We start from the raw sequence: 17536 nt of genomic DNA, 5'->3' as shown, positions 1-17536 counted from the left end.
CTGCGCGTACTTCTTTGGTACACGCGCCCTGCCGGGCTGGACACGCCACGGCCTCACCCCATGGTACGTGGCTTGACGGCCACAAGCTCAGCCGGGCCGTGCGGGCCGGCGCCGAAGCGCCGGTCCGCACGGAAGAACCGCAGGTCAGCCCGCGTCCTCCGCAGGCGGGCCGCCGGCCTTCGCACCCGGCTTCAGGAAGCCGATGTCCTCGTAGGAGGGCTCCTGGAAGCCAAACGCCCCCGCGTTCACCAGGTTCGCCTTGGCTGCCACCAATTCGGGCCGCTGATAGAGAGGAATCGATCCTGCGGCGGCCCAGATGCGCTCGTCGGCCTGCTTGACGAGCGAGTGCTCCTTTTCCTGGTCGAGCTCCCCGACGGCCTGGTCGAAGAGCTGGTCGATGTGGTCGGTGCCGACCCGGGTGTAGTTCTGCTCGACCGTGAGCTCGCCGTCGGCGGCCGGGACCGGCTTGGCGTAGATCGGGCGGCCGTCGGTGGCCGGGTAGGCGGAGCCGGGCCACGAGTACAGCGCCAGGTCGTAATCGCCCGCCGCGATGTGGTCCTTGAAGTAGGTCTCGTCGTCGACCTTCGTGATGTCCGTACGGACGCCGATCTTCTGGAGCATCGTCGAGATCCGGTCGGCGACGGACTGCAGCTGCTCGGCGTCGGGGCCCGAGGGCAGCACGAAGTTCAGGGTCAGCGGCTTGCCGTCCTTGGCGAGCTGCCCCGAGGCGGTACCCGCCTTGGCGCCGTCCTTGCCACCGGCCTCGCCGGCGTCCTTCGCGACGGCCTGCTGCGGGGCGGGGGTCCCCTTCGGGGCGTACGCGCCGGGGGCCGCGCCCTGCTTGGCGTCGCCCGCGTGCTTCCCCTCCCGCTCGGCGGAGCGCACCTTCGCGGCGTCGGCCTGGTGCAGCAGGGCGGAGTGCTGCGCGGCGGCGAGGGGGCCGGGGCCGAGCAGCGGGGGCGCGGCGTCGCCGGGCTTCGCGTCGTCGGCCGGCTTCTGGCCGCCGCCCGGCTTCTGGTCGTCCTCGCCCATGATGTACGTGCCGTCGTCGGACTCGGCCGCGGCGCCCTCCGCCTTGCCGCCCGCCGTCTTGGGCTTCTGCTGCTTCTCCTCCAGCGGGCCGCCGCGCACCCAGCCCGCCTCCGCGAGCAGCGCCTGCGCCTTGTCGGCGTCCTGCTTGCCGAGCGCGTCGCTGTTGTCGGCGTAGGCGGCCTGGCCGGAGAGGGCGAGGTGGCTGCCGACGGTCGCGGCCGGAAGACCGAGCGGCTTGAGCACGCTCTGGGCGAGCTTGTCGCGGTCGAGTGCGCGGGCCACGGCCTGGCGCACCCGCTCGTCGGCGAGCGGACCGCTCGAACCGTTCAGGGCGAGCTGCGTGTAGGAGGGTTCGAGCGACTTGCGGACGACGAAGCCGCCCAGTCCCGTCTGCTCCTTCTCGTACTTCTTCACGGCCTTGCGGGTCTTCGCGCGGGCCTCCAGTTCGGCCTCCGCGACCTCCCAGTCCTCGTTGTGCGCCCGCGCCCAGGAGCGCAGCGCCTCACCGGAGGTGACGCCTGCGCCGGGTCCGTGCGCGAGCGGGCCCGACGAGCCCTTGTCGCGGGCGGCGTACGCGATGCGCTCGGCGGCCCCCGGGTCGACGTCGGCGAGGTCCAGCCTGCCCGAGGCGAGCGCGGCGGGGCGCTTGTCGCGCGGCACGGCGGTGAGTTCCAGCTTCTCCAGCTTGGCGGGGCGGCCCCACCAGCGGGGGTTGCGCTCCAGCGTGACCTGCTTGTCGCCCCGGTCGACCTTGTCGAGCGCGAAGGGGCCCGCGGTCACCTTGAGCTTGCCGCGCGCGCCCTCGTTGAAAGCGTCCGGGGTCCCCATGACGTCCTTGGGGTACAGCGGCGAGAACAGCGAGCGCCAGTCCGCGTACGGCTTGGCGAACGTGACCCGGACCTCCAGGTCGTTCTTGCCGCGCTCGACGTTCTCGATGCGGTTGTAGCCGGCGTTGTGGGCGGTCCAGTACGCGCTGTTCCTGCCGGACAGGGCGCGCCACTGGGCGGCGAAGTCCGCAGCGCCGATCTCCCGGCCGTCGCTCCACACCGCCTGCTGGTTCAGCTTGTACAGCACGACCTGCTTGGGCTCGGTCTTGATGACCTCGGCCTTCTCCAGGTAGTCCGGGTCGGCCTCCGGACGTCCCTGCGCGTCGAGCCGGAACATCGAGGGCAGCACGGCCCCGGTGACCCGGTTCGTGGCCGCGTCCGCGTCGGCCTGGAAGGTGTTGAGGGTCTGCGGTACGTCGTCGATCGCCCACCGCAGCGTGCCGCCGTCCTTGACCTGCGTGCGGGCGGCCGAGGCGACGTCGGGGCCTGCGGCGGGGCGGCCCGCCTCGTCGTCGGAACCGCAGCCGGCGAGCGCGGTCACGGCGAGCGCGCCGCTCACGAGGAACGCGGCCGAGCGTGCGGCGGCTCCTGGGCGCCTTGGGACGTGGGGCATCACGGGTACCTCCGGGGCTGGCCGGTTTTGTCTCGTTTGGCGGTATATGGAGCTGATCACATCTATCGGCCAACTGAAGTGGATGTGGGGAGGGGTGCCGTCCGACACGCCCGCAGGCCGCCCGGAAGCCACCCGTGCGGCCCAAAGGAGTCCACGGCGACGCCCTCCCCACCACCGCCCCACCACCGTTCCGGCGGCGTGAATTCGCGGGCGCGCACCACGGCGTACACCGGCAATCCGCACGGATCCCTTCACAAACGGCAATGTGACGCGCGACACTCTCAGGCGCATGAGCAACTCCGCCGCACCAGCGGAAGTGAGGCCAAGTCATGTCCCTGCACGACGACTTGACGGCGGTTCAGCGCTGCGTCGATGAGCTCGCGCGCGCCGTGGGGCGACTGCAGCCCCAGCTCGAAGGCGTCGCGGGAGGCCCCGATCTGCGCCGGGTGCGGGCCGACACCGCGCATCTGCGCGAGAGCGTCGCCCTGCTGCGCGAGTCGGCCGCGGGCCCGGCCGCGCCGCACCGCCCCGACCTCGTGACGATCCCCGACGCGCCCTACGACAGGTCCCTGTGGACCGACTCGGACGACGAGGGGCTCGGCGCGCGGGACCGGCACGCCCCCTGACCCGCCCTCGTCCACCCCCATCTCCCGTCCCCCGTCCCCCGTCCCTGCGAGCGGAGGCTTCGTTGGCCACCGGCACGGAACCCACCAGTACCGAAGACCCCCATATCAAAGGCGGCACCGGCGTCCGGGGCCGGACGCGTGCCGCGATCGCCGCGCCCCATCTGCGCACGGACCGCTGGTGGCTGGCGCCGGCCGCGACCGCGGGCGGCCTGTTCGCCTTCATCGTCTACTCGACGTGGCGGGCCTTCGCGAACGCCGACTACTACGCGGCCCCGTACGTCTCGCCGTTCTACTCGCCCTGTCTCGCGGAGAACTGTGAGCCGATGCGGAGCGGCCCCAACTGGGAGATCTTCGGCAGTTGGTGGGGCCTGTCCCCCGCCCTGCTGATCCTGATCTTCCCGCTCGGCTTCCGGCTGACCTGCTACTACTACCGCAAGGCCTACTACCGCGGCTTCTGGGCCTCGCCGCCGGCCTGCGCGGTGGCCGAGCCGCACAAGAAGTACAGCGGCGAGACGAAGTTCCCGCTGATCCTGCAGAACATCCACCGGTACTTCTTCTACGCGGCCGTCCTCGTCGCCTGCATCCTCACGTACGACACGGTGCTCGCGTTCCGCGACGAGAACTACGAGTGGGGCCACATGGGGCTCGGGAGCCTGGTCTTCCTCGTCAACATCGTGCTGATCTGGGCGTACACGATCTCCTGCCACTCGTGCCGGCACATCGTCGGCGGGCGGCTCAAGCACTTCTCGAAACACCCGGTGCGCTATCGGCTGTGGGGCTGGGTCGGAAAGCTGAATGCCCGTCACATGCTGCTCGCCTGGGCCTCGTTGGTGAGCGTGGCGCTCGCCGACTTCTACGTGTATCTGGTCGCGTCCGGCGTCTTCGACGATCCGCGGTTCTTCTAGTGGTTGGGGCCTTCTGATGAGTTCGGTTGAGCGGCAGCAGTGGGATGTTGTCGTGGTGGGTGCCGGTGGCGCGGGGCTTCGGGCCGCGATCGAGGCGCGTGAGCGGGGTGCTCGTACGGCGGTGATCTGCAAGTCCCTGTTCGGCAAGGCCCACACGGTGATGGCGGAGGGCGGCATCGCGGCCTCCATGGGCAATGTGAACTCCGGGGACAGCTGGCAGGTGCACTTCCGCGACACGATGCGCGGCGGCAAATTCCTCAACCAGTGGCGGATGGCGGAGCTGCACGCGCAGGAAGCCCCCGACCGCGTATGGGAGTTGGAGACCTGGGGCGCCCTGTTCGACCGCACCGGCGACGGGCGGATCTCGCAGCGCAACTTCGGCGGGCACGAGTACCCGCGGCTCGCGCACGTCGGCGACCGTACGGGCCTCGAACTGATCCGCACGCTCCAGCAGAAGATCGTCCAGCTCCAGCAGCAGGACTTCAAGGAGACCGGTGACTACGAGTCCGGACTCAAGGTCTTCCAGGAGTGCACGGTCACCCGGGTCCTGAAGGACGACGAGGGCCAGGTGTCCGGCACCTTCTGCTACGAACGCGAGAGCGGGCGCTTCTTCGTCATCGAGGCGCCGAGCGTGGTCCTGGCGACCGGCGGCATCGGCAAGTCCTTCAAGGTGACGTCGAACTCGTGGGAGTACACGGGCGACGGGCACGCGCTCGCCCTGCTCGCCGGGGCGCCTCTCCTGAACATGGAGTTCGTGCAGTTCCACCCGACGGGCATGGTCTGGCCGCCCTCGGTGAAGGGGATCCTGGTCACGGAGTCGGTGCGCGGCGACGGCGGGGTGCTGCGCAACTCCGAGGGCAAGCGGTTCATGTTCGACTACATCCCCGACGTGTTCAAGGAGAAGTACGCGCAGTCGGAGGAGGAGGGCGACCGCTGGTACGAGGACCCGGACCGCAACCGCAGGCCCCCTGAGCTGCTGCCGCGCGACGAGGTGGCGCGGGCCATCAACGCGGAGGTCAAGGCGGGCCGCGGCTCTCCGCACGGCGGGGTCTTCCTCGACGTCTCGACCCGGATGCCCGCCGACACGATCAGGCGCCGACTGCCTTCCATGTACCACCAGTTCAAGGAGCTGGCGGACGTCGACATCACGGCGGAGGCGATGGAGGTCGGGCCGACCTGTCACTACGTGATGGGCGGCATCGCGGTCGAGTCGGACACGGCGGCGGCGCGCGGCGTGCCGGGTCTGTACGCGGCCGGGGAGGTGGCCGGCGGCATGCACGGCTCCAATCGGCTCGGCGGGAACTCGCTCTCCGACCTGCTGGTGTTCGGCCGGCGGGCGGGCCTGCACGCGGCGACGTACGCGACCTCGCACACGGTCCGCCCGACCGTGGACGACGAACAGATCGACACGGCGGCGGCAGAGGCACTGCGCCCCTTCTCGGCGGAGGGCCAGGAGGAGGGCGTCGCACCCGAGAACCCGTACACCCTGCACCAGGAACTCCAGCAGGCGATGAACGACCTGGTCGGCATCATCCGGCGGGAGGCCGAGATGGAGCAGGCGCTGCGCAAGCTCGGGGAGCTGCGGGTGCGGGCGCGGCGGGCCGGGGTCGAGGGGCACCGGCAGTTCAACCCGGGCTGGCACCTGGCGCTCGACCTGCGGAACATGCTGCTGGTCAGCGAGTGCGTCGCGCGGGCCGCGCTGGAGCGCACGGAGTCGCGGGGCGGGCACACCCGTGAGGACCATCCGGCGATGAGCCGGGAGTGGCGGCGCGCGAATCTGCTGTGCCAACTCCGTGATCCGACCGGTGGGTTGGCGGCCACGGACCCGGTGCGCGGCCAGATCACGCTGACCCGCGAGACCACCGAACCCATCCGCCCCGACCTGCTCGCCCTGTTCGAGAAGGAGGAGCTGGTGAAGTACCTGGCCGAAGAGGAGCTTTTCGAGTGAGCAGCTACGAGGCGGCCTTCCGGGTGTGGCGGGGCGACGTCGGCGGGGGCGGCCTGGAGGATTTCAAGGTCGAGGTGAACGACGGCGAGGTCGTCCTCGACATCATCCACCGACTCCAGGCGACGCAGACCCCCGACCTGGCGGTCCGCTGGAACTGCAAGGCGGGCAAGTGCGGTTCGTGCTCGGCGGAGATCAACGGCAGGCCGCGCCTGCTGTGCATGACGCGCATGTCCGTCTTCACCCGCGACGAGGTGATCACGGTGACGCCCTTGCGCGCCTTCCCCGTCGTACGCGACCTCGTCACCGACGTCGGCTTCAACTACAGGAAGGCCCGCGAGGTCCCGGCCTTCGTCCCGCCCGCCGGGGTCGGGCCCGGCGAATACCGGATGATGCAGGAGGACGTCGACCGCTCGCAGGAGTTCCGCAAGTGCATCGAGTGCTTCCTGTGCCAGGACACCTGCCATGTCGTCCGTGACCACGAGGACAACAAGACGGCCTTCGCGGGCCCCCGCTTCCTGATGCGCGTCGCGGAACTCGACATGCACCCCCTGGACGCCGCGTCCGAGGAGGGCCTCGACCGCAAACGCACAGCCCAGGACGAACACGGCCTCGGCTACTGCAACATCACCAAATGCTGCACCGAGGTCTGCCCCGAGGGCATCCACATCACGGACAACGCGCTGATTCCCCTGAAGGAGAGGGCGGCGGACCGCAAGTACGATCCGGTGGTATGGCTGGGCAACAAGATCCGCCGCCGCGACAGGAGTTGATCGGCCGCGGCCGTACCGCCGACGTCTACGCCCTGGACGACCGGTGGGTGCTGCGCCGCTACCGCGACGGGCTCGATGCGCGCGGCGAAGGTGACGTCATGGCGTACGTGCGCGCGCACGGTTTTCCCGCGCCCCGGGTGCGGGCGGAGGACGCGGACCTCGCGCCCGGTGAGCTGGTACTGGAGCGGCTCACCGGGCCCACGCAGTTGGACGCGATGATGCGGGGCGGGCTGAGCCCGGGGGTGGCGGGCCGTGAACTGGCGGAGCTGCTGCAGCAGTTGCATGCCGTTCCGGCGCGTCCGGGTGGGCGGGTGCTTCACCTCGACCTGCATCCGGACAACGTGATCCGGGCCCCGCACGGGCCCATGGTGATCGACTGGGCGAACGCCGAGGAGGGGGCGCCCGCGCTCGACTGGGCGATGTCCGCGCTGATCCTGGCGGAGGTCGCGGTGGACCCGGGGCGGGCTGAGGCGGGGGTTGCGCGGGAGGTACTCGGGGCGTTGCTCGCGGAGCCGCATCCGCGGCTCGGTGAGGACTTCCTCGGTGAGGTGCACGCGCGGCGTGCGGGGAATCCGACGCTGGACGCGAGCGAGAAGCGGCGGCTCGGCGCGGCGGTGGAACTGGTGCGGACGCTGGAGGGCGCGCCGTAGGGTGCGGCGACAACTCTCGTTGCGGCCACGGGGCGCTGCCCCGGACTCCGCGCCTCAATCGCCGGCGGGGCTTGATTTGCAGGATGGGGCGCCCCGTACGCGGGGCGCCCCATTCTGTGGCCGGGTTCCGACGGAGTCAGTCCGTGCCGGATTCCATTGCCGCGCGGTCCAGGGCCTCGTCCTCCGCGGAGATTTCGCCGCGGGAGGCGATGGCCTGGGCGCCGCCTTGCGGCATCGTGCCGATCAGGCCCGTCACCGCTGCCTGGGCCGCGCCGGCGACCGGGCTGCCTTCGCCGAGGAGGCCGAGGGTCGCGTACTGCTCGAGCTTGCCGCGCGAGTCGGCGATGTCGAGGTTGCGCATGGTCAGCTGGCCGATCCGGTCGACCGGGCCGAACGCCGAGTCCTCGGTGCGCTCCATGGAGAGCTTGTCCGGGTGGTACGAGAAGGCGGGGCCCGTCGTGTCGAGGATCGAGTAGTCCTCGCCGCGGCGGAGGCGCAGCGTGACCTCGCCGGTGATCGCGGCGCCGACCCAGCGCTGCAGCGACTCCCGGATCATCAGGGCCTGCGGGTCCAGCCAGCGGCCCTCGTACATCAGGCGGCCGAGACGCCGGCCCTCGGCGTGGTACTGCGCGACCGTGTCCTCGTTGTGGATCGCGTTGACCAGGCGCTCGTACGCGGCGAACAGGAGGGCCATGCCGGGCGCCTCGTAGATGCCGCGGCTCTTGGCCTCGATGATCCGGTTCTCGATCTGGTCGGACATGCCCAGGCCGTGGCGGCCGCCGATCGCGTTGGCCTCCATCACCAGGTCGACGGCGGAGGCGAACTCCTTGCCGTTGATCGTGACGGGGCGGCCCTTGTCGAAGCCGATCGTGACGTCCTCGGTGGGGATCTCCACCGACGGGTCCCAGAACTTGACGCCCATGATCGGCTCGACCGTCTCGAGGGAGACGTTCAGGTGCTCGAGGGTCTTGGCCTCGTGCGTGGCACCCCAGATGTTGGCGTCCGTGGAGTACGCCTTCTCCGCCGAGTCCCGGTAGGGCAGGCCGTGCTCGACCAGCCACTCCGACATCTCCTGCCGACCACCGAGCTCGGTCACGAAGTCCGCGTCGAGCCACGGCTTGTAGATCCGCAGGTTCGGGTTGGCGAGCAGACCGTAGCGGTAGAACCGCTCGATGTCGTTGCCCTTGTACGTCGAGCCGTCGCCCCAGATCTGGACGTCGTCCTCCAGCATCGCCCGCACCAGGAGCGTGCCGGTGACCGCGCGGCCGAGCGGCGTCGTGTTGAAGTACGCGCGACCGCCGGAGCGGATGTGGAACGCACCGCAGGTCAGCGCGGCAAGGCCCTCCTCCACAAGGGCGGCCTTGCAGTCGACGGCACGCGCGATCTCGGCGCCGTACGCCTTCGCTCGGCTGGGCACGCCGTCGATGTCGGGCTCGTCGTACTGGCCGATGTCGGCGGTGTACGTGCACGGGACGGCGCCCTTGTCACGCATCCACGCGACGGCGACCGACGTGTCGAGGCCGCCCGAGAAGGCGATGCCGACGCGCTCGCCGGCCGGGAGGGATGTGAGGACCTTGGACATAGGAAGAGTATGCATGATGATGCATGACCATGCAAAGGGGGGTGTGGGGATGTGTCCGGCGTCACCAACTGTTCGGCGTCACCAACCCACCAGCGACGACCAGGACCGTCAGAACAGGCTGAGTAGCGCCTCCGTCGGGTCCGCCAATCCCGTCTCCCCGTCCGGCAGCGGCAGCTCGAACCAGACCGTCTTCCCGCGCGGCGTCCGGCGCGAGCCCCACGCGGCGCTCAGCAGTCCGACGAGCTGGAGCCCGCGGCCACCCTCGTCCGTGTCCCGCGCCCTGCGGCGGCGCGGCTGCACGAGGCCCGCGTCCCACACCTCGCACACCAGCGTGCGGTCGAGGAGGAGGCGGAGCCTGATGTCGCCCTCGCCGTACCGCAGCGCGTTGGTGACCAGCTCACTGACCAGCAGCTCCGACGTGTCGACGAGGCTCTCCATGCCCCAGCTGGACAGCTGCGTCCGCGCGTACTCGCGGGCCCTGCCCACCGACTTCGGCTCGCGCGGCAGCGTCCAGTCGCCGACGTTCTCGCTCGGCAGCCCCTGCACACGGGCCATGAGGAGCGCGATGTCGTCCTCGCCGTGATGGGTGTCGAGGGTGTTGAGGACGTGGTCGCAGACGTCCTCGAGCGCCGGGGAGGGGTCGTCGAGCGCGTTGCGGAAGGCCGAGAGGCCCTCGTCGAGCGGATGGTCGCGGGATTCCACCAGGCCGTCCGTGTAGAGGGCGAGCAGCGCGCCCTCCGGCAGCTCCACCTCCACCTCCTCGAACGGCTCGCCGCCGACGCCGAGCGGCATCCCGGGCGGCACGTCGAGCATGAGCGCACCCTCGCCGGGTTCGACGAGGACCGGCGGCAGATGGCCCGCGTTGGCGAACGTGCAGCGTCGGGTGACCGCGTCGTACACCGCGTACACGCAGGTGGCGAGGTACACCTCGGAGAGGTCCTCGCCGCCGAAGGAGCGCGCGGAGCGTGCGGGGCGGGTGCCCTGCTGGACGCCGCCGGGGGTGCCGAGTCCGCGGGCGATCTCGTCCAACGCGCTGAGCACTTCGGCCGGTTCGAGGTCGAGGAGCGACAACGTGCGTACGGCGGTGCGCAGTTCGCCCATGGCGACGGCGGCGCGCAGGCCGCGGCCCATCACGTCGCCCACGACCAACGCGGTGCGGTGTCCGGGTAGTTCGATGACGTCGAACCAGTCGCCGCCGACCTCGGTCGCGGCGTTGCCGGGCCGGTAGCGGCAGGCGATGTCGAGGCCGGCCGCCTCCGGGTCGTCCGGCGGCAGCAGGGAGCGCTGCAGGATCAGCGCACGCTCGTGCTCGCGGCGGTACAGGCGCGCGTTGTCGATACAGACCGCGGCGCGCGCCGCCAGCTCCATGGCGAGCGACCGGTCCCGGTCGGTGAACGGCTCGCTGCCCTTCGTCCGGGAGAACTGCACGAGCCCGACGACCGTGTCGTGCGCGACCATCGGCACGGCGAGCGTGGACTGCACGAGGCCGCGCTGCTCGGTGGGCAGCGTCTGCGGGCGCGCGGTGCGCAGGGCGTGCGCGCAGGGCGAGTTGAACGCGAAGCGGTGCACCGCCCCCACGTTGACGGGGGCCTCCCCGCCGAGGTCGAGGAACGGCACGTCGGCGACGGCGCTCGCGGCGGCCACCCTGCGCAGTTCGGCGCTGCCGTCGGCGAGGCCCGGCGGCGCCTCGTCGCCCGCGAGCAGCCCCTGGTAGAGGTCGACGGAGGCGAGGTCGCAGAAGCCGGGGACGACGACGTCGAGGAGTTCGCGGGCGGTCGTCTCCAGGTCGAGCGAGTTCCCGATCCGGGAGCCCGCCTCGTTCAGGAGCGCCAGGTTGCGGCGTGCGTGCGCGGCCTCGCGGGCGGCGGCGTGCCTGCGGGTGACGTCGGTGGCGAGTCCGGCGACGCCGATGGGGCGGCCCGTACCGCTGTGCACGCGGTAGAGGTTGATGGACCAGTGCCGCCGCTCGGTGGACTCCGGTGCGGGGCCGACCAGTTGCATGTCGGTGACCGCGTCGCCCGTCTCCAGGACCCGGCGCAGCGCGCCCTGTACGCGGTCGGCCTCGTGGCGCGGCAGATAGTCGTGGACGGTCCGGCCGCGGTGGTCGTCGACGTGGCCGCCGAAGACCGCGGTGAGGGTGCGGTTGGTGCGCAGAACCTTGAGGTCGGTGCCGAACAGCAGGAAGCCGAAGGGAGATTGGCCGAAAATGGCCTGCGAGGAGGCGAGGTCCGTCTCGATGTGGCGCAGCGTCTGTACGTCGACGACGATGCACACCGCGGCGCGCTCGCCGGACTCGGTGGTCGTCGGCATCACATAGATCTCGGCGAGCCCCGTCGCTCCCGCGCCCGCCGTGAACGGCGCCTCCGCTCGCGGTTCCGCTTCTGTCCCGCCCGAGGGCTCCGACGCCGGTACCCGGAACGGGACGACGCCCGTCCACTCCTGCCCGTCCAGGATCTCCGCCATCTTGCGGTGGCCGCGCTCGCGCAGGTCCGCGGGGACGAAGGCCTCGATGGGGTCCTTGCCCACGGCCTCCTCGGGCGGGACCCCGAAGAGCTTGGCGGCCCGCCTGCTCCACTGGTCGATCGCGCCGTCGGAGCCGATCGAGAAGGAGGCGACCTTGATGTAGTCGTAGATCGAACCCGGTGGGCTCGCCTGCCAGAGGTCGGGCCGGCCGAGGGACTCCTCGGGAAGATCCGACGGAGCACCCACTTCCGGTTCCGGGATCGGTTCCGCACGCCCCGTGCCCGTGGCATCGGGAGCGTCGTCGTCCAGCGGCACCCGCTCCGCGCGCGACGCCGAGGCCGCGTCCGAGGAGTCCTCGGACACCCTGCCCTTCGCTGGTATCTCGCTCACGCGAACCGTCCCCTCCAGCTCACCGCGTCCGGCACCGGTCACCGAGGCGGCTGCACGCAGTATCCAGCACTACGTAGCCGCGCAACACGGTGTTCACGATCACACCATGGTCCCGACGCTTTTTGGCCCGTCGGGACCGACTGTTTCCGTACCCAGGGTGCGGGTGCGCGCACACACGGCATCTCACACCCGCTTCCTCACACCCGCGTCTGTCCCACTCCGGCGTCTCCTAACCCGGCAGCGACAGCTCGAACCACACCGTCTTCCCGCCCGAGCGCTCCCCACCCGGCCGTGTGCCCCAGCGCCGCGACACCTCGGACACGAGTTGCAGCCCGCGCCCGCCCTCCTCGTCGGGGGCCGCGGTGCGGGCGCAGGGCGGATCGGGCAGCGGGTCGGAGACCTCCACCAGGAGGACGCCGGAGGACTCGGGCGGGCGGGCGAGCCGTACGCCGATGGGCCCGGACGCATACCGCAGGGAATTGGTCACCAGCTCGCTGACCAGCAGCGCGGCGATGTCGGCGAGCTCTTGGAGCCCCCATGCGACGAGTTGTCCACGCACCTCGGCGCGCGCTCTGCGAACGGCCGACGGGTCGGCGGGAAAGGCCCACTCGACGCAGTCGCCTTCAGTGTGGAGCACGCGGATCACATCCCTGGCCCGCGAAGGACCCTGTCCGGTTTCATCGGGTTAATCGGGATATACCCGGACGGGATGGCGCGCTATCGCGAAGTGGGGTGCGCGGTGGCACGGACGGCGTAGGCGAGGCGCATGGGAAGTGGGCACGAGCCCCCGCCGGACGCAATCCGAAGCCCCCGTCAGGCGCGACCCCGAAGCACCCGTCAGACCTGATCCCGCAGGACCTCTTTCACCGCGGGGACGTCCTGGTCGAGCCAGTCCACGGACCACACCTCGTCCGCCGTCAGCCAGCGCAGCTCGTCGTGGTCCTGGAGGGGGCGCGGGGTGCCGGAGCGCAGGTGGCAGCGCCACACCCGCAGTACGTATCCGGCCTTCAGGGGGTACTCGCCCGGCACCCGGGCGAGCGGTTCGGCCTCGATGCCGAGTTCCTCGCGCAGCTCGCGGACGAGCGCCCGCTCCGGCGTCTCGCCGGGTTCGACCTTGCCGCCGGGAAGCTCCCAACGGCCCGCGAGTTCCGGGGGCGCGCTGCGCCGCGCGGCGAGCAGCCGCTCATCGGCGTCGTACAGGGCCGCGGCGACCACGACGGTCGGTGATGGTGATTCAGGGGGCATGTGCCGGAGCCTATGACCCCCTCAGAGCGCCGTGCCGTTCCGCCCCTGCCCCAGGCGCTCCACCCAGTACGTCGGCTGGTGGCCCCTGTGGTCGTCGAGACTGTCGGCCATGCGCTGGGCCTCGGCCTTCGTGGCGTAACGGCCCACCCGGTAGCGGTTCCCGTTGTCGTCCTCGCGGATGACCTGCCACGGAAGTGTGGTCGTGCTGTCGCTCATCGCGCCCCGCCCCTCCCTGGCCACGCCGGCCTCGACTCGCATCGCGCCCTGCCTCCCATCCCCGAGGAAACCGCAAACCGCATATGCCCGAGCCTACGCCTGACCTTCACGCACCGGATACGGATTGGCACAAAGAGATACGCAACAAGCCACGGACCGAACACGCGGACGACGAACTGAGGGGGCGCACCCCCGCGGGTGCGCCCCCTCAGTCACCTCAAGTACGGCCTCAGCCCGTACGTACCTCCGGCATCGGCATCAGCACCGGTTCGCCCGTCGGCTTCTTGGTGCACAGGTCGCCGCAGTCGGCGTCGAGGGAGCAGCAGAGCGAGCAGATCGGGCCCGAGTGGGCCGGGCAGTCGGCGATGTCCGGGAGTTCGTACGCGGTCTCGCAGACGCTGCACGTGTGGGTCGCGGTGATGTCGGTGCCCTCTGCGAACTCGACGTCCGGGCCGTTCACCGGGTTCGGCCGCGCCAGGTAGTACTTGCCCTTCGTGGCCCAGGCGATCAGCGGGCAGAGGACCAGCGCGAGGCCCGCGGCGATGAAGGTGGAGAAGGCCTCGGCGTACTCGCCGAAGAGTCCGAAGAACGCCAGGATCGAGACGACGGAGGCGACCACCATGGCGCCGAACCCGGCCGGGTTCACCGCGTACAGGTACGCCCGCTTGAACTCGATGTACTTGGGGCTCCAGCCCACCCGCTTGTTGATGACGAGGTCGGCGGCGACGGCCGCGATCCAGGCGATGCCCACGTTCGAGTAGAAGCCGAGCAGCTTGTTCAGCGCCGCGAACATGTTCAGTTCCATCAGCGTCAGCGCGATGGCGAGGTTGAGGAAGATGTACCAGACGCGGCCGGGGTGCCGGTGCGTCACGCGGGAGAAGAAGTTCGACCAGGACAGCGAACCGCTGTACGCGTTGGTCACGTTGATCTTGATCTGGGAGACCACCACGAAGAGCGCGGCGACGGGCAGCGCGACCGAGCCGAGCCACGGCTTGAGCGCCTCGACCTGCGGGGCGATGGGTTCGAGGGCGTGCGTCTTGCCGACCGCTTCGAGGGCCACGAAGGCGAGCAGCGCGCCACCGATCTGCTTGGCGGCGCCGATGATCACCCAGCCGGGGCCCGCCGCCAGAACGGCCAGATTCCAACGCTTCTTGTTCGCTTCCGTCTTGGCCGGCATGAACCGGAGGTAGTCGGCCTGCTCGCCGATCTGCGCGATGAGCGAGAGCGCGACGCCGGTGCCGAGTCCGAAGCCGATCCAGGAAAAGCCGCTGCCCGCGCCCTCGGTGCCGCCGAAACTGGTGAAGTCACCGAAGGATCCGGGCGAGTTGAAGAGCAGGATGACGAAGGGCAGCACCAGGCCGATCAGCCAGATCGGCTGCGTCCACGCCTGCACCTTCGCGAGCGCGCCCATCCCGCGGAACACGATCGGGATCACGATCAGCGTGGTCACCAAGTACCCGATGGGCAGCGGAAGTCCGAAGACCTCGTGCATCGCCTGCGCCATGATCGAGCCTTCGAGCGCGAAGAAGATGAAGGTGAACGAGGCGTAGATGAGGGACGTGAGCGTCGATCCGAAGTAGCCGAAGCCGGCGCCCCGGGTGATCAGATCCATGTCCAGGCCGTACTTGGCGCAGGCCCGGGCGATCGGGATGCCGGTGGTGAAGATGATCGTCGCCGCGCACAGGATCGAGGCGAGTCCGCTCGTGAATCCGTACGTGAAGACGATGGACGCGCCGATCGCGAAGTCCGCGAGGTAGGCGATGCCGCCGAGGGCGGTCGAGGCGACGGTGGTCTCGGACCAGCGCCGGTAGGAGTGCGGGGCATAGCGCAGCGAGTAGTCCTCGCGGGACTCGTCGGCGGCCAGCTTGGCGTAACTGCGCTTCGGGGCCCGCCCGTCGGGCCCTCCTGCGGGCGACCCGGACGCCGGGTCTGCGTGCGGTACGGCGGTCTCGGTCATGGCGGCTACCCGTTCCTCCGTCAGCGGTATACCAACTGCGTTCGGAGAGGGAAGTTAGGAGCCGTACATGACAATCCGGGGCAGCGCCCGATTGCCTGCCTGTTACGGGAGTTGGGCCGCGGTTAACTCGGGATCACACGGCCCGGACGCGGCGCCCCGGAGACCGGGCGCGCCGCCGGCTACCGGACCGGCAGGTGGTAGGCGATGCGGTAGCGGTCCGCGGGGACGACGACATCGGCCGTCTCGACCGGTCGGCCGGAGGCGAAGAACGTCCGGTGGATGACGATCACGACATGACCCGGCACGCCGCCGAGCGCGCTCAACTCCTCGGCAAGGCCGGGGCGGGCGGCGACTTCCTCCGTCACGTTGTCCACAATCACGTCGATCGCGGCCATGCGCTCGGCCACTCCGCAGCCGCCGAGCGGGCCCTCCTCCGGGAGCATCACGGGCGTGCGCCCCGTCACCGCGAGGGGCTCCCAGGAGGTCGCGAGCATCATCGCCTCGCCCGCGTCCCGGTACACGTACTTGGTGCGCATCACCCGGTCGCCCGCGCGGATCGCGAGCCGCTCCGCGACGGAGGTGACCGCCTCGATCTGCTCGCTGCGCGACTCCCAGGTCCCCCGCGCGTCCGGATCGGCCTGCTCCTGCCGGAACGGTGTGGAACCACTGCTCGGCCGGTAGCCGGAGCGGGAGACGCGGCGCGGCACGGGCAGCTCGCGCACATAGGTCCCCGAGCCGGACCGGCCCTCGACGAGCCCCTCCGCCATCAGGACCTTGCGGGCCTCCAGCGCCACCGTGTCCGAAACCCCGTACTCCTCACGGATCTTGGCCTGTGAGGGAAGGCGGGTGTGCGGCGGCAGCGAGCCACTGACGATCTTCTTGCGGAGATCACCCGCAACGCGGAGATACGCCGGCTGCTCACCGAATGTCACTGGTTGTCCCCTCAGATCCCCATCAGATTGACAGACAGCAACAGCGTGGCAACCGTCGGTTGAGGCGTGCAAGCAAAGGCCAGAGAATCACTCGATGTGATGACTTCCGACGTCGGACGACGTCAGAGGGCTTTACGCAGCGACTTTGCCCAGGTAGTGCATCATTCACACATCCGGCCACGGTTCGAGCGTTCATACGGTTCCGGGGGCTCCCGGGTCGACGCATCGGGTTCACGCGTCGCCGGGGACGAGTCCCGTCTTGAGTCCCGCGCCGCACAGGGGGACCACCGCGCTCCGGCTGCCGAGGGCGCCCTCGCGGGTCGCGGCCCAGCACACCGCGCCGGTCGACTCGACGTACAGGCCCCGGGAGGCGAGGTCGAGTTGGGCGTGCCGGATCTGGTCCTCCGTCACTGTGTGGAAGGCGCCGCCGGATTCGCGGACGGCGCGCAGGATCTGGCGGGCGCGCGGCGGGTTCGGGATGGCGATGCCCTCGGCGGCGGTGGCGGCCGGGGCCTCGTCGACGACGATCTCGTCCGATCCGGCCTGCCACGCGCGTGCCAGTGGGGCGACCGCGGCGGACTGCACGGCGTGCAGGGCGGGGCGGCGGTCGATCAGCCCGGCGTGGTGCAGTTCGGCGACGGCGAGGGCGGCGCCGAGCAGCAGCGTTCCGTTGCCCACGGGGAGGACCAGGGCCTCGGGGAGGCGGCCGCCCATGTCCTCCCACAGCTCGTGGACGTATGTCTTGGTGCCGTGCAGGAAGTACGGGTTGTAGACGTGGCTGGCGTAGAACACGCCGTCCTCGTCGGCGGCCGTGCGCGCCGCGCGGGCCGTGGCCTCGCGGTCGCCCTGGACCACTTCCAGGCGGGCGCCGTGGGCCCGGATCTGCTCCAGCTTCTTGGCGGACGTACCTTCGGGGACGTAGACGGTGCAGGCGAGGCGGGCGCGGGCGCAGTAGGCGGCGATGGCGGTTCCGGCGTTGCCGCTGCTGTCGGCGATGACGCGGTCGGGGCCGAGGCGGGTCGCCAGTGCGGCGAGCATCACCGCGCCGCGGTCCTTGAAGGAGAGGGTGGGCATCAGGAAGTCCAGCTTGGCGTCCACCTCGGCGGTGAGCGGGACGAGGGGCGTCCGCCCTTCGCCGAGGGTGCAGTCCGGGGCCGGGAGCGGGAGGCATTCGGCGTAGCGCCACATCGAATTGGTGCGGCCCGTCAGGGACTTGAGGGGGCCGGGGGTGGGTGAGTAGTCGAGGTCGAGGGGGCCCTGGCAGGACGGGCAGCGCCAGGTGAGGGAGCCGGCGGGGACGCGGGTGCCGTCGGCGGGGCAGTAGGTGGCGTGGCTCATGCGCCGACATTAGGCCTCCACGCCCCCCACCTCGGGGCTCCG

At 70.8% G+C, this 17536-nt stretch carries 14 protein-coding genes; 5 read left to right on the top strand and 9 right to left on the bottom strand.

The genetic code is table 11. The features are described 5' to 3' along the window. Positions 1-144: 144 nt before the first annotated feature. Entirely contained in the window at positions 145-2472 is a 2328-nt protein-coding gene (locus tag ACYSUO_RS12735; protein ID WP_461776177.1) for an ABC transporter family substrate-binding protein, read from the bottom strand. A 329-nt stretch (positions 2473-2801) separates the two neighbouring features. Between ACYSUO_RS12735 and ACYSUO_RS12730 the strand changes: the two genes are divergently transcribed. The 5 genes from ACYSUO_RS12730 to ACYSUO_RS12710 all read left to right on the top strand — a co-directional run bounded on the left by ACYSUO_RS12730 (position 2802) and on the right by ACYSUO_RS12710 (position 7371). After that, complete coding sequence (locus tag ACYSUO_RS12730) at positions 2802-3098, top strand: hypothetical protein (RefSeq protein ID WP_266713684.1); 297 nt, start codon at positions 2802-2804, stop codon at positions 3096-3098. Between the two features lie 62 nt (positions 3099-3160). Then, a complete protein-coding gene (locus ACYSUO_RS12725) occupies positions 3161-4003 on the top strand; it encodes a hypothetical protein (protein WP_461776176.1) in 843 nt (280 codons plus the stop codon). 16 nt (positions 4004-4019) lie between these two features. Continuing rightward, on the top strand, positions 4020-5951 hold the full coding sequence (locus ACYSUO_RS12720; RefSeq protein WP_461776175.1) for a fumarate reductase/succinate dehydrogenase flavoprotein subunit: 1932 nt from the start codon (positions 4020-4022) through the stop codon (positions 5949-5951). Next, positions 5948-6721 carry a succinate dehydrogenase/fumarate reductase iron-sulfur subunit gene (locus tag ACYSUO_RS12715; RefSeq protein WP_461776174.1) on the top strand — a complete coding sequence of 258 codons (774 nt, stop codon included), beginning with the start codon at positions 5948-5950 and terminating at the stop codon, positions 6719-6721. The genes ACYSUO_RS12720 and ACYSUO_RS12715 overlap by 4 nt, the downstream gene beginning before the upstream one ends. Beyond that, a complete protein-coding gene (locus tag ACYSUO_RS12710; protein ID WP_461776173.1) occupies positions 6682-7371 on the top strand; it encodes a phosphotransferase in 690 nt (229 codons plus the stop codon). The genes ACYSUO_RS12715 and ACYSUO_RS12710 overlap by 40 nt, the downstream gene beginning before the upstream one ends. Positions 7372-7507: 136 nt before the next feature. Here the strand turns inward: ACYSUO_RS12710 and argG are convergent, their stop codons facing one another. From argG to ACYSUO_RS12670, 8 genes are all read right to left on the bottom strand, one after another. Further along, positions 7508-8953 carry an argininosuccinate synthase gene (gene argG / locus ACYSUO_RS12705; RefSeq protein ID WP_461776172.1) on the bottom strand — a complete coding sequence of 482 codons (1446 nt, stop codon included), beginning with the start codon at positions 8951-8953 and terminating at the stop codon, positions 7508-7510. A gap of 108 nt (positions 8954-9061) precedes the next feature. Beyond that, positions 9062-11848: a SpoIIE family protein phosphatase gene (locus ACYSUO_RS12700; protein ID WP_461776171.1), complete on the bottom strand. Its 2787-nt coding sequence runs from the start codon at positions 11846-11848 to the stop codon at positions 9062-9064. A 187-nt stretch (positions 11849-12035) separates the two neighbouring features. Further along, positions 12036-12452 carry an ATP-binding protein gene (locus ACYSUO_RS12695; RefSeq protein ID WP_461776170.1) on the bottom strand — a complete coding sequence of 139 codons (417 nt, stop codon included), beginning with the start codon at positions 12450-12452 and terminating at the stop codon, positions 12036-12038. 191 nt (positions 12453-12643) lie between these two features. Beyond that, a complete protein-coding gene (locus ACYSUO_RS12690) occupies positions 12644-13051 on the bottom strand; it encodes a (deoxy)nucleoside triphosphate pyrophosphohydrolase (RefSeq protein WP_461776169.1) in 408 nt (135 codons plus the stop codon). Between the two features lie 21 nt (positions 13052-13072). Next, positions 13073-13267 (bottom strand): SPOR domain-containing protein, encoded by a 195-nt coding sequence (locus tag ACYSUO_RS12685; RefSeq protein ID WP_461776168.1) that lies wholly within the window; start codon positions 13265-13267, stop codon positions 13073-13075. 229 nt (positions 13268-13496) lie between these two features. Next, complete coding sequence (locus ACYSUO_RS12680) at positions 13497-15224, bottom strand: purine-cytosine permease family protein (protein WP_461776167.1); 1728 nt, start codon at positions 15222-15224, stop codon at positions 13497-13499. Positions 15225-15403: 179 nt separating this feature from the next. Beyond that, a complete protein-coding gene (locus ACYSUO_RS12675) occupies positions 15404-16156 on the bottom strand; it encodes a GntR family transcriptional regulator (RefSeq protein WP_266713663.1) in 753 nt (250 codons plus the stop codon). A 231-nt stretch (positions 16157-16387) separates the two neighbouring features. Continuing rightward, positions 16388-17494 carry a threonine synthase gene (locus tag ACYSUO_RS12670; RefSeq protein ID WP_461776166.1) on the bottom strand — a complete coding sequence of 369 codons (1107 nt, stop codon included), beginning with the start codon at positions 17492-17494 and terminating at the stop codon, positions 16388-16390. Positions 17495-17536 lie beyond the last annotated feature (42 nt).

This window comes from Streptomyces sp. UC4497 (genome assembly GCF_054871485.1).
The sequence above is the reverse complement of the archived record's forward strand: the minus strand, read 5'-3'. Positions and strand labels throughout refer to the sequence as shown.

Excerpts from the sequence above, each read along its gene's own strand:
- ACYSUO_RS12735 (WP_461776177.1), bottom strand. The coding sequence starts at position 2,472 with ATGCCCCACGTCCCAAGGCGCCCAGGAGCCGCCGCACGCTCGGCCGCG.
- ACYSUO_RS12730 (WP_266713684.1), top strand. The coding sequence starts at position 2,802 with ATGTCCCTGCACGACGACTTGACGGCGGTTCAGCGCTGCGTCGATGAG.
- ACYSUO_RS12720 (WP_461776175.1), top strand. The coding sequence starts at position 4,020 with ATGAGTTCGGTTGAGCGGCAGCAGTGGGATGTTGTCGTGGTGGGTGCC.
- ACYSUO_RS12710 (WP_461776173.1), top strand. The coding sequence starts at position 6,682 with ATGGCTGGGCAACAAGATCCGCCGCCGCGACAGGAGTTGATCGGCCGC.
- argG (WP_461776172.1), bottom strand. The coding sequence starts at position 8,953 with ATGTCCAAGGTCCTCACATCCCTCCCGGCCGGCGAGCGCGTCGGCATC.
- ACYSUO_RS12690 (WP_461776169.1), bottom strand. The coding sequence starts at position 13,051 with ATGCCCCCTGAATCACCATCACCGACCGTCGTGGTCGCCGCGGCCCTG.
- ACYSUO_RS12685 (WP_461776168.1), bottom strand. The coding sequence starts at position 13,267 with ATGAGCGACAGCACGACCACACTTCCGTGGCAGGTCATCCGCGAGGAC.
- ACYSUO_RS12680 (WP_461776167.1), bottom strand. The coding sequence starts at position 15,224 with ATGACCGAGACCGCCGTACCGCACGCAGACCCGGCGTCCGGGTCGCCC.
- ACYSUO_RS12670 (WP_461776166.1), bottom strand. The coding sequence starts at position 17,494 with ATGAGCCACGCCACCTACTGCCCCGCCGACGGCACCCGCGTCCCCGCC.